Origin of the sequence: [Limnothrix rosea] IAM M-220 (genome assembly GCF_001904615.1) — a bacterium.
Lineage (GTDB): Bacteria > Cyanobacteriota > Cyanobacteriia > Cyanobacteriales > MRBY01 > MRBY01.
The window spans coordinates 18,246-33,467 of record NZ_MRBY01000014.1; the positions used below are offsets into that span (position 1 = coordinate 18,246).

Here is a 15,222-nt window from a genome sequence, read left to right on the forward strand (position 1 = left end):
GTGAACAGGTATCAGTGAACAGGTATCAGACGGAGTGTAAGTTCAAGTGCGATTTATGCATGTTTTTTTGAGGATTGAGAATAGGATTTCACTAATCTCATCTACGTCTTGAAAAAGGCTATCAGCTGCTTTCTCTTCGAAGTAACTTGTGTCTTTTAAAAGAGATATCCAATATTTAGTTTCAAGGGATTCTTTATATGCAATTGAAATCTTTGCGGAGAAGTCATTGTCTGAAATTGCACCTTGAGCTTCTGCACAATTCGCTCCAATAGATGTTCCACTTCTTAAAAATTGCTTCGATAAAACATATTCTTTTTTCTCTTCTGTTAAATACCGGTAAGCATTCACTACCCGAATCGCAAACTGATAAGCCTTCTGATAAGACAAACTTTTCTTCTGTAGACCTTCATCCATAATGCTTCATTTACTGTTTCCTTTTCACTAAAAACTGATACCTGTTCACTGATACCTGATACCTGGTACCTGTTCACTGATACCTGTTCACTTGTCCCATGCCCATCGGTGTTTTACGCCCTACTCCTGCGTAGAAAGAAAAGTTGGCTAAGGTATTAATTTGTTTAATAATTTGAGGATCAACATCACCTAAAATACTGAAGCTGATATCACCCATACAGCCGATAAATTTACTGCGCTTATCACCAACTATTTCAGTTTTAATATTGAAGAAACTAGGATAGATAGATTCAAAAATAGTCTCTGTAAATTCAAAGGGATTTTGACTATATTGATTCCATCGTTTAAGTAAACTACGAAAAATCAAGTCTCGGTCAGGCAATGAAACATCATATTTTGATTTTCTAAATGCTGTGGGTGTGCAAAATCTAAAGTTTATTTTTTTCGCCGCTTGAGATGTTTGACTATCTGTTCCATCAAGGGCTTGTTCATAGAGCTTTTCATAGGAAATAAAATTTGCCCATGGCTGTTGGGGCTGGGGATTAGAAAGAATACTGACAATATCGAGCCGAGCCGAGCCGAGTTGCCATGGTTCCTGACGATTAACGTTTAGCCAGAGATGGGCAAGTTTTCCGAATAGACTGTCATCCAGTAATGTAACCCGCCACCAACAAGGGGTTCCGGCGGCGATCGCCTTTCTATAGCTCCACTGCAAAAGTTTACGATTAAGCTTGATCTGCACAGGGCTAAGGGTAAAAGCTTTTTCGCTTTGCTGCTGGTGTAAAGAGGTTCCTAATTCTTTATCAACGGAACTGACTAAATCGAGAAATAAAGCATGAAGATTACGACCGTTTAAATGGGTTTTTAAAAGGGGCGATCGCGGCACAAAATTAATGATTAAACTGTAGGGCATAAACTCAAGAGGTGAATTGATAAGACATCTTGCTAGGTAGCTTTAAACCTTGCATCTGTTTAGGCAAATTCTTAAACGAAAAATAGTCACCAATCATCCGAATATTTTGCAATAAACTAACAGGCGGCATGTTAATTGTGTCAAAACTTAATACTTGATTTTGGGTCATGACATCCAAAGGATTCAGTAAATAAGAAAATGTAAATTCTTGCTCTGAATAATGTTTATCAATTTCTAGAATCTTGGTTTTCAGCTCTGCTTTAGATGCCCATTTCCCCATTCGTACCCATTTCGGAAAATCTAATTTAGACTGAGCAATCACAAAAAAATTAAATTCACTTTCGGGAGCAATCTCTTTTGTACGACCAAAGCTTGGGATATTTTTAGAAGTAGGCTTCATCTTTACATGGTAATGATTATCGGCATATTTCCATGTATTTAAAACTGAGGTATGCCTGATTGATTTTGCTGGCGTAATGTAAATACCTTGCTGATTAAGGGGCGTTAGCTGTTGCTCATATTTGGGGATTTGTTCAGCACAAAAATAGCGGTAAGAGTCTTCTTCTTTTGCGACAACTGTATTGTACTTAGGACTATCGACAAATCCTAAAATATAGGCGAGGGCATAGTTGTGTACGACAGGTTCGGTTTCATAAAGTCTCCCAATTTCACGAGTAGCGAAATAGAGACTATCATGAAGTTCCAAAGTGCAATGGTAAATGATAGTCATCTGATTTCACCTCTTTATTTTTTCTTACTAGATGATTTTGGTTTTTCGATATAGGTCTGGTAGTAACTTTTTGCTTGTTGATCTGCTGCTGTGAGAATAGAACGTATCCCTTCCTCACTCGCTGTTAATGTTTTCATCTCGCTTAAGAGTGCTTGAAAATCTTCACCAATTAGATCGGTGTGCACAATGAATTCTTCTGACATCAGTTGGGCGATCGCCTCTTTTGCTGCGGTGATCACATCTTCTTCTTGGAGTGGATCAGGAGGATTAAGTTTGCCTCCAGCGATCATCAGATCATAAATAGCCTGAGTCCAACGCAAATTACTAACAATCTCACCATCAGCAAAAACGACACCAATTAATTCATTCCGTAAACGTCCCGTGCGAGTAGTTTGTGCACCATAGTGACGAGTCCGCAAAATGTTATTCATCACATACAGAAATGTCGCTTCTGTCGGGTCTTTGAGGGTAACAATGCTGGGAAAGAAGACCTGAGGACGAATGTGATCCTGCTGATTAATCCGGCTTGTAACAGCACCTTGTTTACTCATTGTGCCGCTTTCATAGGGGGCATTTAGAGTAAATGTTTCGTGAGATTCATCGAAAGGAGTTATGGAAAAAGCCGTATCTACGACCACTTTTGATTTCTCTGAACCAGAATCACCAATGGCAAAACCATACACAACACAATCAGGATTATTCATCGCAAAACTTTCATTGTATTCACACTCTTCAGCAGTCATGAATTCGTAGTTTCGCAACAGTTCTCGACCCACTAAACGTTCTGGAGTAGATTGTTTGCGTTTAAACATTGCCAAGCGACTAATCAAACTTTTATCTGCAACACCTGCGGTTACTCTGGCTTTATTAAGCTCCCCGTCAGTTTGAAAGAGTGGATATGATTCTGTCACGCGAACCGTTAGAAAGTGAGCATATTTTCCCATAGGCTTACTAGGGATTTCTGCATGAAAAAACTTGGAATTAATGGATTTGAGTAAAGACATAATTAAGTTCCTGAAATGTGTAAGAAAAATAAAAGGCGAGATGAGAAAAAATTGTTACTCGTTTTCTTGAGCTTCTTTTGCTGCTTTTCGTTCTTGATTTTCTTTATCCTGCTCAAGACGATAAAGAAACTCACAGGTATCACGAATTAGGTTCAGTTGTTTGCCTGCAAGACGGGCGCGATCGCCTTTAAATCCTCCTTCAAAAACATCCATGACAAAATACTTGGCAAATTCAAGTACTTTTTGTCGTTCAGCCTCTCGGTCGCTCAATACCCAACGACCTTCAGCCGTAGAAGAATGAACGCGATCCATGAGTTTAGAGACTTCTGCCGCCGCGACAGCGACCAATGTTTCACTATCCATTAAGCAATTATCTGCGTTGAGAATTGCCTGAGCTGCCACATCAATGGGTTTTAAAACAGCATTTGCTTTCGGGTTGTAGGATTTATTTGCGCGATAGAACTCTCGGTATAGTTCAGTGAGCTTTTGAGGATGGTTCAAAGGTGATTTCTCCTTCTGGTCGATAGAGTTGTAATAGGGATCAAAACAGGGATAAAAATGCTCTGCATAAAGTTTGATTTTGCTGATCGGCGGTGATTCCGCTTCTTTTCCTCTCCTCCATTTACTGAGATAACTAAACACATTGAGGGGACTAGACTGAAAGTCTTTGGCAAGCTCTGTTAATTTTCCCCAATTCGCGTCATAGCCTCCCTTACCGCGTTTTGGATTTACATCGAGATGAATGGCATAGGCTGCGGTTAACGCTTTTAGCGGTGATGGATATGCCCGACCACTTCCATCGCGCCACCCTTCTAGGATGTAATCAAGACGGAATCGATCTACTCCAGTCAGGACTCGGAAGGCTTGGGGAGCACTATCAAGAAAAACAGTCTCTTCAAATTCCGTGCCATCAGTAAAGGGTGGAATAGGCGACTCTGAAACAACGGTTTTAACATCCAAAATCATCGGCATCACAAAGGCTAACCATGTGGGCATCACCCAAGATTCGGTATCTGTCGGATCTCGCCCCGGCGGTAAAGCAATAAAGTAAAAAGTGAGGGGCTGATCATCTGGATACGAAAGCTTAAAGGTGCGATCTTTTCGATAATTTGGATCTTTTTCTGGTAGTTTTTGTTTAGCCTGAATGTTTTCATCCATCAGAAGAAAATCAACGGACTGATAATTTGCTTTGCTTAGGTCAATTTCACCTTCTTTGCTAATAAAATGATTTCTGAGTCCAGTATCAAAACGGGTCTGGGCGATCGCCTGATAAGCTTGCCGCAAAAAATTGTTAGTTTCTGGAGTGAAGTAATAGGTCGGATAGAAATATAGATAGCGATATTTTCCATCTTCAAAGCGTTTACCAACAGCTTGGGTCTGATTCATCAAGATCTGCCGGAGCATCATCTCAATCCCCGAAATACTGGAAATATTACGTTTGGCGTTAGACCCCCCTAAATGCTGTTTATTGGTATAAACCTGCGGCGTAAATAAAACAGCAGATTCCATTTGCTCAGTCACAGAGTAGGGGGAATTAGAAATAGAGCAAATAATTTCTTTCCCTCGCCCAGACTTTTTCGCAGCTTGATAAGCATTGAGTTCTTGTAAGAAAATTTCAATCTGTTCTGCATTCGATGCCATTTCCTGTTGCGGCAACATCACCACTCGTCTAACCCATTCGCGGATATCTTGCCAACCATCATCAACGGAATATTGTTCAATAATCGGTTCGATTAAATCAGCGACAAATGTAATGAGTTGTTCTGCCACTTCTCGAATATTTTCTAAACCGGGATTCGCTTCTAGATACTTAGTAGCAAGGTAATACCATTCGTAGGGAACACCACCTGTATTACCCTTGAGCTTATTCTCTTTAAGAGATTTATTAATATCTTGAATCTGTCGAAGCTGAGGAATATATTCTGCTAAATTCCAAAATTCGGCAACTTTTAGAATGACTTCTTCCGGTGGTAATTGTGGTTCTGGTAATTCTGCAAGGGTTTTCTTTTTCTTGCGATCACGTATTCTTTGTTTATAGAGCTTTTCTAATTCCTTGTATTTTTCTCCCCAAATTTTTCGGCAAATTGTATCTCCAAATTCAGCGAGTTGATCCATCCGGATATCTTCTTTAAGTTGAAGATCATCGTGAGCTGATAAAACCCCTAATCCTTGGAAATTTTGTAGTTTTTCAGTGCGGGCAGGAGCAACAGATTTTTTCCCACTATGCAAGATTTTTAAGGTTGCATCGAGAGCAATATCCATCAAGCCCCGCTCATCACAAAAGAGATTGTAATAATCGGCATATTTCATGCCCTTGCCATCACGACTAAATCCCGTTTGTCTAGCTTTTAGTTGTTTAAAGCAAAGATTTTTGATTTTTTTTACAACGCGATCGCCTAACCCATCTGTCGGAATATCTGGAGCATTTCTACTTTTGAGATAGATTACCCCAGTCGGTAAATACAGTAATGGTTCATAGAAAATTTCATCTTCTGTATTTAGGCTAGTATGCAGATCCATCACCGCATTGTTAACAACATTGGTTAAAACACCACGGTTTTCAGCAAGGTGATGATAAGTCAGGCTCAGTTGCCCGTCACTCAAACCATGCATTAACTCTTTAAATTTCGTTTTTGTAGCATCTTGGGGATGCTTAATAATCGAAGCAAAGGAATCAGCTAGACAAGTTAAATCTGCTAGTTGCCTTAATAGTTTAGTGGGAATTTGTGGATGTAGACCGTACTCCGAAAAATTCCAATTAGTGTCCCAACGTCTTTGGGCATTACAGATTAAAACAGTCAGATCATCAAGGTATTCTCTGTAGCCTTCTGGATTGTTTAGATCGATAAATTTATTTAGATCTAATTCCAGAATTTTCTGGGTGATGATTTCCTTCTGCTGCTGAATATCAAGCTTTCGGCAATCTTGGGGAACGTCAGGGAATTTCTCAAAATCATGGAGGATAAACCCCGAAATGGTTAATCGTCTTTCAAAGTCTTCGATATAGCGACCAATTGTCGTATCGAGCTTTTCTAAGCGTTTTTCGATTTGATTGGCTGGGAATAAACCATTCAATAAATGAGTATTTAAGGATTGATCGGCGGCATTATCGCGACGAACTTTTGCTTTTCCCTCGGCTATATTTTTTGCATCAATTTCATCAAAAAACTTACCGCCTTTGGCTGTGACACCGATAGCAACTTGCAACAATTTTGGTAAAACAATCTCAGCAAAATCTGCCATCACTGGATCATCTTGGTTGGAATCTTGGATCGCCTTGCGCAAAAGCTTGAGGGTTAATAGCTCTCGTTGCTGTGGTTCAAGCTGGCGATCGCCGCCCTCATCTAACCCAAAATCATTAGAGTCAAGATTATCGAGATCAATTTCTGTACAGTTATTTTTTTGAGACATGGTTTAAGGTTGAAAATATTAAAGTGAAATTGAGCCAACTTAAAAAATCAAGGCTTTACCTCCATCTTGCTTGAAGCAGTATGCGAGCGTATCGATTAACAGAGCACTTTGCCCGAAAGCTATCGAGTAAGGTGCTTTTGGGTCATGAAAACTATGGCGATCGCAGATCGGATAAATCTGGAAATGCATCGGTAACCTCAAACGTGCCCTAACCTCAGAAACCGGACGCGGCAAAAGATAGGCGACCATTCCCTGCTTCGATAGACGCTTATTGATGGCAGAAATCCAACGATTATCCGGCTGCCAAATCTCAAATCCCGCCAGCACCTGAACTTCCCAACGATTGATCAAATCCTGCAAATCACCGTTATAGGTAAACTTCCAATCTAGTCGCTCATCCCGATAACGCATCAACTTCATAAACGCCAGACAATAATTAAAACGACCCTTGGCAATAGGCTGACCCGTTTGCTGAATAGTCTGATCCAGCGATCGCCGAAATTCCGCCTCAGTCATTGGTTCAATTTCAAGATTACTGAGAATACCGGGCAAACCATAGGTCTTAAACCGAAACTGCTCATTTTGTTCTGTCAGATCATATAAGCCACATTGCAAATCACTAGAACCTCGAAAACTACAAGCTTCTTCAGCGATGGGATTGCCTTTCTTCCCCGATAAATCACGCCATTGATATTCAAAATATTTCCATTTTCCAGCCACTCGCGATAGAGACATATCAAAAACATCTTCAGCTAATGCAACAAATACTTTTTTACTTTCAGCATAAGTTTGAGCAATTGTTTTCTGATTGAGATCTAAGAAAAGCTTGAAAGATTGAAACCCTCCCCATTGCTTGTAATAACCCAAAAAATCATTAATATTGCGATATTCTGCCTTAATTACTTCGTAAAAAAATGGACGTTCATACGACTTATTTAGTATCAAAGAGGCATCATCTTTTTCAAATAATCGCTCCACAAAGAAATTTGGCACTAAAGCAAAAGCTGTAAAGGAATAAAACTCAATGGTTTCTCCATTTTTCTGATAACTCTCATGCCTTCCCAAACGCCCAAGACGCTGAATGAAGTTACCAGAATCTGCGGACTCGAAGAACAGAAAATTAATTTTAAAATCCACCCCCACATCAATAGTGCTAGTACCAATCACTAAATCTGTAGATAATGACTTTTTCTTTGTTTCACTACTTGTAAGACCTGTATTTTCCCCCACCGTAAATCCATGGGGTTCTAAAAAATCTTGAAAAAAACGAACTAATCTCTTAACCGCAGCGACAGAGTTGAGAATGATTGCTCCCTTACTCGGTGTTTTAGTAAATTGTTCTAAAATTATTTCGGCATTGTCCTTCAGCCATATTTCTGATGAGCGGCTAGTAGATTCTAAAGGAATAAACTTGAGATCAATATCGCTAACTACTTTACGCCAATTCTGTTTGAGTAATTCTTTTTGCTCATTTTTCGTCACGGGAAACTGGTATTTATGCTCCTTTTCCGGGTTGATAACATGACAGTTAAATCCAGCTTTTTTTAATCGCTCAATAAATTCTTCGTCAGGTGTAGCGGATAAGAAAAGAAATTTTTTATTAATGCTCTGGGTTGTACGAATTAAGAGCATTGTATTCAACACACTGGATACTTGAGGTGCAGAGAAGATGTGAAATTCATCAAATATGAACAACCCAAAATCTTGATTAATTCTGCCCCAAAGTTTATCTCGATTATCTAGAGGCGTTAAGTAAGCACCACGGTGCAGATAATGGAAAATATCAGGGTTACTCATTAATATTTCGGACTGCCCTGTACGGGTGGCGATCGCCGCCCCTTTTTTTAAACCTTCATTCTCTGCATAAACCTCTAGTAATTCACCACTTAAACGTGTATATCTCGGTTTGAATTTAGGTTGAAATAGCTCTATATACTTCTGAATTTGTAATTCTTGATCTCGCGCTAACTCATTTGTTGGATAAAGAGAAATCACAGAATACAATTTCTGGGTCAATGGCTTTAAATATGCCGCTAAACTTTTACCATCTCCCGTCATCGCCACGTTCAAAACCACGTCGACTTCAGGATTATTTAGAGCATCTAATGTTTCTTTTTGATGCCAAGACAATGACGACCAACCATCTGGTAATTTCACTCCTCGCGGCAGACTGTCAGCCGGAGCTGAGAACACAGGTTTGAGCTTAATAGAATAGTCAGTCATCGTTAGAGAAAGTGTACGTAAATCCTTGTTGATATCTATTCTAGCTGCAAAAATTAAAGGTGAAAGTACAAAAAATGCGAGAGTGTACGTACAAATATGGGTCGTAAAGGTCAATCTGTTACGTTGTCGCTTCTGGAACGGGAAAAGGCAGAGCTAGAAAAGCTGGCTCTAGAGTTTGGCTGTGAGTGGGGCGATCGCCCAAATATTTCTAAGCTGATTAAGCAAATTGCCAAGCGGGAACTGAAAATTGCGCCTAATAATAACTGGCAGGCAGAACGTATTAACACTTTGGAGAAAATACGTACATTTCTCATTGATCGAGGGCAAACAGAGGAGGCGATCGCCCTTGCGGAGTTAATGGTGGAGCGCGGGGAATTAAAAAACGTTGCCCTAAAGCAAAAGATCGAAAAATTTCTTCAGCAACCCACATCCCCTTGGCGACAACGCATCGATAGCTATATTCACCGTCAGCAACCCTTCCAACTTTTTTATCGCGATGCAAGGGAGAGAGAATTTACCTTTTCTATTCATCATGCCCAGATTGTCACCCACGAGAAACGCGAATATCTCGATTGCTGGGCGACGGAAACCGAGGACAATTTTGACTTACCTGAACTACAACACAACTGGAGCCTAAGGCTAGACCGAATTCAAGATTCTGCCACTATCTCTCTAAACCACAAATGGCGATCGCAGCTCGATTTTATTCCCGTAGAACTCCATTTATATAGTGGATTAGCCTTTGGCTATGAAGGAAAAGTTACCGACATCGAAAACGATTGGCATCCAGAATTGCCTAAAACACGCAGAGTTGTCCGCAATATTAGTAGTACCTTTTGGTTTATTCGTGAAGTGCTTCGTTATGGCAAAGATTGCAAAATTATTAGCCCCGATGCTGTCGGCGATCGCCTCAAGGCAGAAATTCGAGCATTACACCGACTCTATGATTTATGAAATGTCAGTAAAGATTGCGCATATGGGGTTTTTGGGGATTTTTTCTAAGGTAAAATCAGACACTTAAGTATGCTCTACTGTTGAATTTATGAAAGTTTCTAACCAGTTTGTTTTGTCTGCCTGCGGTGTTGTTGTCTTGGGCTTTAGCGCGACACCTGCTCAGGCATTGACCCTTAAGACATTTACAAACGAATCTGAATTTACGGCGATCGCCACCAGCCTAGCGACAGAAACTTTTAATGATGCAACTTTGAGCGATAAGAAAAATCATGTTTTAGATGACTTTGCGATCGCGTCCAATATGACTTGGAGCCGCATTGTGGACGGTAGTACAGCAGGTAATATTGACGGCTCAAATTTTTTACGCCTGCAGTCCCGCAACTCAGATACAGCCGCCGCTTTTAACTTTGCAGATAGCATTAATGCCTTTGGTTTTGACTGGGCTAATACCGATAGCAACGGCGATACATTAGAACTCATGGTTGGCGGTCAGATTTTTACATTTGGTTTAGCTGGGGGGAGTGGCTTTTTTGGTGTGATTGCCACCGACGGGGATTTTGATAGTGTGCAATTCTCTGATGATGCAGGATCCACATTTTTGCAATATGGCAGTATCGATAATGTCCGCTACGGTAATGTTGCTCCCCAAGCTGTCCCAACCCCTGCGGCGATTTTACCAAATCTATTTTTGCTGGGTTTGAATGTGTTAAGCCGTCGTGGCGATCGCCCAACTAACCCATAAAAAATAGGCACTATTTTAAGAATTTTGCCCGTAGGTCACCGGCTAAAGTAGTCTTCCCATGGACAATCTTTTCCGATACATTGCAACTATTGCCTTGTTAAATAATCGGAGCCACGATAGTTGTCCAATTCCCATTCCGCCCATCAGAATCAATCCACTTGGTTTGAAATTTTATTTCTCGTTTTGCTGTGGCTCGGCATCAATCTCGGCGATCGCCTGTGGCTCAATCTTGATCAAAGTATGCCGGGGTGGGACGAAGCGAATCATTTAACAGGCAGCCTGAACTATATGGCGGCAATTTTTCAATTTTCAGGATGGCGAGATTTTTGGCAAGTCTCCAATAAATTTCCGCCCCTCACCTATCTTTTAGCCGTACCGTTTCAATTGATTTTCGGCAAAGGCAGTGATAATGCCCTGATGGTGAACTGGATTTTTAGTGCCATCACCCTCTGGGCGACCTATAGTATCGGCAAACGTTTATTTAATCCCATTGTCGGGCGGTGGGCAGCGGCGATCGCCCTATTAATGCCCCGCTTTGTTTACTATCGCCTCCATTTCATTACCGACATTGCCCTGACGAGCGTCACCGTTTTAAGCTTTGCCTGCCTCACCCATTGGTATTTTTCAGAAAAGCGTAGCTCCCAATGGCTCTGGATTTTAGCCTTTGGCTGTTGTCTAGGCATTGCCCTCATGACCAAACAAACCTGTATGTTCTTCCTATTTGTGCCCTTACTGTGGTCAGCGGGAACCAGTATTTGGCGACGGCAATGGGAACGAATTTTACAACTTTTTTGTAGTGCCTTCGTTTCAGCTTTATTTTGGGGCGGTTGGTACAGCACGAATTTTATTTATCTGTTTAGTACCTATGAGCGGGCGAATGTCACCGCTGCGGCCAATGAAGGTGATCCGGCATTAAACACGATTCAAGCGTGGATTTACTATTGGCAAGATTTACCGAGGGCGGTGTCGTGGCTATGGCTCATTGTGCCGATTGTCGGGTTATGTCTCCATTTTGGGAAACGCTTCCCCCGCCGCACAGAAACCTACGTTTTACCGGAAAAAGAAAGTCTCACATGGCTTGGGGTCTATTTTGTCGGGTCTTATCTAATGTTTTCAGCGCTGTACAACAAAGATCCACGCTACATCATGCCCTATCTGCCCATTGTGGGAATTTTTCTTGGCTATGGTTTAACGCAATGGCGGGGACGCTGGCTCTTTGTACGCTGGCTAACATTTGTCTGTGTGGTGGTTTTAGCGGTCGGGCGACTGTTTCCGTTACCGATTTTAAGTACTATCTTGCCGCCCAAATATGCGGCCGACACCAATAATTATCCCCAGCCTGAAGTGATCGACAATGTGGTTCGCACCCACCCCTATACCCGTAGCAATATTGGCGTTATTCCCAGTTTATTTTGGCTAAATCATAACAATATCAACTATTTTGGGGCGCTGCGGAAATTTCAAGTTTATGGTCGGGAACTGGGCGATCGCCCAGAAATGGTCGCCCAAGATGCCATCGGTTTTGATTTACTGCTCACAAAAACCGGTAATAACGCTAACGCAAAACAACCGCAACTAGAACTAGCTGAACAACTAAAAAACAATCCTGATTTTTATGTCCAAAATACTTGGCCACTGCCCGATAAGACAGAACTAACCCTTTACCAGCGGCAACGCTCCCTCGTCACTGTTGCTCATTTTGATGGGGTCAAACAACCGCTGCAATTAGATTTAGTCGATGTCCCCGATGGGGCGATCGCCGGCCAGCCGATTCCCATCACCTACAACTGGTCTGGCAATTGGGATGATCTAAAAAATGGTTTAGTTCTACTGACCTGGAGTAATGGCCAGCGTTTTTGGATCCACGACCATGCCATCGGGTTTGGGACACTCTACGACGGGCGTTTAGCAACGGCAGAACGGGATGATCGTTTTAAGGTGATCGAAAAAACCGCGATGCTTGCCCCGGCAGACTTTCCGGCGGGAACCTATAATCTACAGGCGATTTACCTCGACCCCAACACCGGACAAACAACTCCGATCATTCAGCCGACGACCTCCATCACCATCCAAGCCGCTCCCCCTGAAACAACCCTCACACCCCTGCAACTTGTCGAGTTAGACTGGCTTAGCCAAGAACGGGCGATCGCCCCCCAGCTAGGCGTTGGCATTGACGGTTTAGACCCACTCTTTGCCCATATTGCCCGCCTCAATCAATACGACCCCGAACAAAATTACCTTAAACAACTGGAGCAGACCTTAGGTTTCCGTCTGAGCAAAGCCCAAACGAATTCTCCGCAAATTCGCGATTGGTATTACGCCAAAGTCCTTGCCCATGCCCTCCAAGAGGAACCCACCGAAACCCTCGCCACCCTTGAAGCATTGCGGGAACTAGAACCCGAAAATCCCTTTGTCCCTGCCTATATTGCCTTTGTAAATCTCTATAAATTTCAACCAAAAGCCGCCGAAACAGCTATCCAACAAGCCTTACAACTTGCGCCCGATGTCCCAGAATTTCAGGCGATCGCCGGAGTCTCTGCCCTCCTCCAAGGGAAACCCTTCCAAGCATGGTCACTCCTAACAAACTTGTAAAATCTTTCCTCTTACCCCAGAAAGACATGGGTTTTCCACCATTGTGATACCGTGAATAAAACGCTGCTCTCAAGGAAAGATGAATGGTGGTACAAGTGGGACAACTCGCGCCGGACTTTACAGCTACGGCGGTATTTGAAGAAGAATTTAAAACAATCAAACTCTCCGATTATCGCGGTCAATACGTCGTTTTATTTTTCTACCCCCTCGACTTCACCTTTGTCTGTCCCACTGAAGTTGCAGCCTTCAGCGATCGCCACCAAGAATTTGCCGAACTTAACACCGAGATTTTAGGCGTATCCGTTGATAGCGAATTTGCCCACCTCGCCTGGATTCAAACCGACCGCAAAGAAGGAGGCGTTGGCGAGCTCACTTTCCCCCTAATCTCCGACCTCAGCAAGACCATTAGCGAACAATATGGTGTCCTCGAAACCGAAGCAGGCATTGCCCTCAGAGGTTTATTTATTATTGACGGTGAAGGCATCGTGCAGCACATCACCATCAACAACTTTTCCTTTGGGCGCAGTCTTGACGAAACCCTGCGTATCCTCAAAGCAGTGCAACATGTGCAAACCCATCGTGACGAAGTTTGCCCCGTCGATTGGCAAGAAGGTGCCGCCACCATGGTGCCTGAACCCAAAGCCTCAAAGGCATATTTCTCAACCCTCTAATTTCGGCAAGATCAAGACAGCACAGGCGGTTTATTCAGTAGGGCAAGAAGGATTTATCTGACTCAACTCAGCCCAGAGAGTATCAAACATCCATCCAGACAAGAAAAAATCCTAAGACTTTAAAGACCATAAACGGGAAAAGTCCACAAGATCATCTAAACTAATGCGCAAAGGTCTTTTCCTATAACAATTTCTTTGCTTAATGTCTGACTCTTCCCCTAATGATGCCGTATTAAAGCTGAGTGAATCCCATCATGACTGGGAGGCGATCGCCAGCTGCGAATTATTTCAGGGAGTCCAGCCAACCTTACTAAAAGACCTAATTCAAAAATGTTCTATCCAAGTCTTTCCCGCCGGTTCTAGCATTACCGAACCCGGCCAAGAAAACCACACCCTCTACATTTTGCTGTCAGGTCATCTCATGGTGTACCTCGCCGAACGGGAAGATGCGGTGTTAAATCCCGATATGGGTTTTCGGATTCCGGTTGGTGAATGCATTGGCGAAATGTCCATCATTGAGAATATGCCCGTTTCTGCCTATGTGGTCGCCGCCACAGAATGCCGTCTGCTAAGCATTCCAGAAAGCATCTTTTGGGACGAGCTCATGTCTTGGCCAGAGGTGGTCAAAAGTTTACTCACAGGCCTGTCTAGCCGGATGCGTCGCCTCGATAAAGTGGCCATTAAAACCCTCGAAGAACGCCTGAGATTTGAGCAGATTGAGCGGGATTTAAAAGCCGCAGCGCAAATTCAATCCAATATTTTGCCCCAAGAAAAACCCCTCTTAGCCCAATATCCCCAGATTGATGTTGCCGCCAGTATCGAACCAGCCCGGGAAGTGGGCGGTGATTTTTTTGATACATTTCCCATCGATGAAAATACAGTGGGTTTGGCGATCGGGGATGTGTCTGGTAAAGGGATTCCGGCCGCCCTATTTATGATTCGCGCCGTCACCATTTTGCGTGCCAGTATTGCGCGGTTAAATATTCAAGATGAAAACCTCGCTTCAATTTTTTCATCTATTAATCGTCAACTTTGTGAGAGTAATATCAATTGTCTATTTGTGACGATCTTTTTCGGTATTCTCGATGTCAAAACTGGTAAATTAACCTACGTTCATGGTGGTCACAATCGTCCTTTCCTCAAACGGGTGAATGAAACTCCCCAGATGATTCCAATCCCTGACGGTATGCTTTTAGGTATTTTTGAGGAGGCGGAATATGAGCTAGCAGAATTGACTCTAAACAGCGGTGATTTGCTGGTGATGTATACCGACGGTGTGACGGAGGCGCGGGATCGCGATGGTCAGTTTTTTATGGAAGAGCGCGTCATTAATATTTTAGATGAACTACCCACAGCCATTGCCTCGACGGATATTGTTGGGATTTTAGGCAATCGCGTTAAGCATTTTACGCAGCAAATGCCCCAATCTGATGACATCACAATTATGACTCTGCGTTATCACGGCTCACCATCGACAGCGGCAACTAACGTTACACCAGAAACTTTCTAATTTGTGGCACATCGATTTGTGGCATGTCGATTTGTGGCACATTTCATATTATTAGTTT

The 15,222-nt window shown here is 42.5% G+C and carries 11 protein-coding genes; 5 read left to right on the forward strand and 6 right to left on the reverse strand.

Annotated features, from left to right (window positions below; genetic code table 11):
• Nucleotides 1–42: 42 nt before the first annotated feature.
• The 6 genes from NIES208_RS07780 to cas3 all read right to left on the reverse strand — a co-directional run bounded on the left by NIES208_RS07780 (nucleotide 43) and on the right by cas3 (nucleotide 8,695).
• On the reverse strand, nucleotides 43–414 hold the full coding sequence (locus tag NIES208_RS07780; RefSeq protein WP_075891445.1) for a four helix bundle protein: 372 nt from the start codon (nucleotides 412–414) through the stop codon (nucleotides 43–45).
• 73 nt (nucleotides 415–487) lie between these two features.
• A complete protein-coding gene (gene cas6, locus NIES208_RS07785) occupies nucleotides 488–1,327 on the reverse strand; it encodes a CRISPR-associated endoribonuclease Cas6 (protein WP_075891447.1) in 840 nt (279 codons plus the stop codon).
• Nucleotides 1,328–1,331: 4 nt separating this feature from the next.
• A complete protein-coding gene (gene cas5d / locus NIES208_RS07790) occupies nucleotides 1,332–2,057 on the reverse strand; it encodes a type I-D CRISPR-associated protein Cas5/Csc1 (RefSeq protein WP_075891449.1) in 726 nt (241 codons plus the stop codon).
• Between the two features lie 14 nt (nucleotides 2,058–2,071).
• Nucleotides 2,072–3,061, reverse strand: a complete 990-nt coding sequence (cas7d, locus tag NIES208_RS07795) for a type I-D CRISPR-associated protein Cas7/Csc2 (protein WP_075891451.1) — start codon at nucleotides 3,059–3,061, stop codon at nucleotides 2,072–2,074.
• Between the two features lie 54 nt (nucleotides 3,062–3,115).
• Nucleotides 3,116–6,472, reverse strand: coding sequence for a type I-D CRISPR-associated protein Cas10d/Csc3 (gene cas10d, locus NIES208_RS07800; RefSeq protein WP_075891453.1), 3,357 nt, complete (start codon nucleotides 6,470–6,472; stop codon nucleotides 3,116–3,118).
• Between the two features lie 39 nt (nucleotides 6,473–6,511).
• Entirely contained in the window at nucleotides 6,512–8,695 is a 2,184-nt protein-coding gene (gene cas3, locus NIES208_RS07805; RefSeq protein ID WP_075891455.1) for a type I-D CRISPR-associated helicase Cas3', read from the reverse strand.
• A 96-nt stretch (nucleotides 8,696–8,791) separates the two neighbouring features.
• Here cas3 and NIES208_RS07810 point away from each other — a divergent pair, with 96 nt between their 5' ends.
• The 5 genes from NIES208_RS07810 (at nucleotide 8,792) to NIES208_RS07830 (ending at nucleotide 15,164) form a co-directional block, all read left to right on the forward strand.
• Nucleotides 8,792–9,649: a WYL domain-containing protein gene (locus NIES208_RS07810; protein ID WP_075891457.1), complete on the forward strand. Its 858-nt coding sequence runs from the start codon at nucleotides 8,792–8,794 to the stop codon at nucleotides 9,647–9,649.
• Nucleotides 9,650–9,737: 88 nt separating this feature from the next.
• A complete protein-coding gene (locus NIES208_RS07815; protein WP_075891459.1) occupies nucleotides 9,738–10,391 on the forward strand; it encodes a PTPA-CTERM sorting domain-containing protein in 654 nt (217 codons plus the stop codon).
• 120 nt (nucleotides 10,392–10,511) lie between these two features.
• Nucleotides 10,512–12,983, forward strand: coding sequence for a glycosyltransferase family 39 protein (locus NIES208_RS07820; RefSeq protein WP_075891461.1), 2,472 nt, complete (start codon nucleotides 10,512–10,514; stop codon nucleotides 12,981–12,983).
• A gap of 83 nt (nucleotides 12,984–13,066) precedes the next feature.
• Entirely contained in the window at nucleotides 13,067–13,654 is a 588-nt protein-coding gene (locus NIES208_RS07825; protein WP_075891463.1) for a peroxiredoxin, read from the forward strand.
• A gap of 202 nt (nucleotides 13,655–13,856) precedes the next feature.
• Complete coding sequence (locus tag NIES208_RS07830; RefSeq protein WP_075891465.1) at nucleotides 13,857–15,164, forward strand: SpoIIE family protein phosphatase; 1,308 nt, start codon at nucleotides 13,857–13,859, stop codon at nucleotides 15,162–15,164.
• Nucleotides 15,165–15,222: the final 58 nt, after the last annotated feature.

Excerpts from the sequence above, each read along its gene's own strand:
- cas5d (WP_075891449.1), bottom strand. The coding sequence starts at position 2,057 with ATGACTATCATTTACCATTGCACTTTGGAACTTCATGATAGTCTCTAT.
- NIES208_RS07825 (WP_075891463.1), top strand. The coding sequence starts at position 13,067 with ATGGTGGTACAAGTGGGACAACTCGCGCCGGACTTTACAGCTACGGCG.
- cas7d (WP_075891451.1), bottom strand. The coding sequence starts at position 3,061 with ATGTCTTTACTCAAATCCATTAATTCCAAGTTTTTTCATGCAGAAATC.
- cas10d (WP_075891453.1), bottom strand. The coding sequence starts at position 6,472 with ATGTCTCAAAAAAATAACTGTACAGAAATTGATCTCGATAATCTTGAC.
- NIES208_RS07830 (WP_075891465.1), top strand. The coding sequence starts at position 13,857 with ATGTCTGACTCTTCCCCTAATGATGCCGTATTAAAGCTGAGTGAATCC.
- NIES208_RS07810 (WP_075891457.1), top strand. The coding sequence starts at position 8,792 with ATGGGTCGTAAAGGTCAATCTGTTACGTTGTCGCTTCTGGAACGGGAA.
- cas3 (WP_075891455.1), bottom strand. The coding sequence starts at position 8,695 with ATGACTGACTATTCTATTAAGCTCAAACCTGTGTTCTCAGCTCCGGCT.
- NIES208_RS07815 (WP_075891459.1), top strand. The coding sequence starts at position 9,738 with ATGAAAGTTTCTAACCAGTTTGTTTTGTCTGCCTGCGGTGTTGTTGTC.
- NIES208_RS07780 (WP_075891445.1), bottom strand. The coding sequence starts at position 414 with ATGGATGAAGGTCTACAGAAGAAAAGTTTGTCTTATCAGAAGGCTTAT.
- cas6 (WP_075891447.1), bottom strand. The coding sequence starts at position 1,327 with ATGCCCTACAGTTTAATCATTAATTTTGTGCCGCGATCGCCCCTTTTA.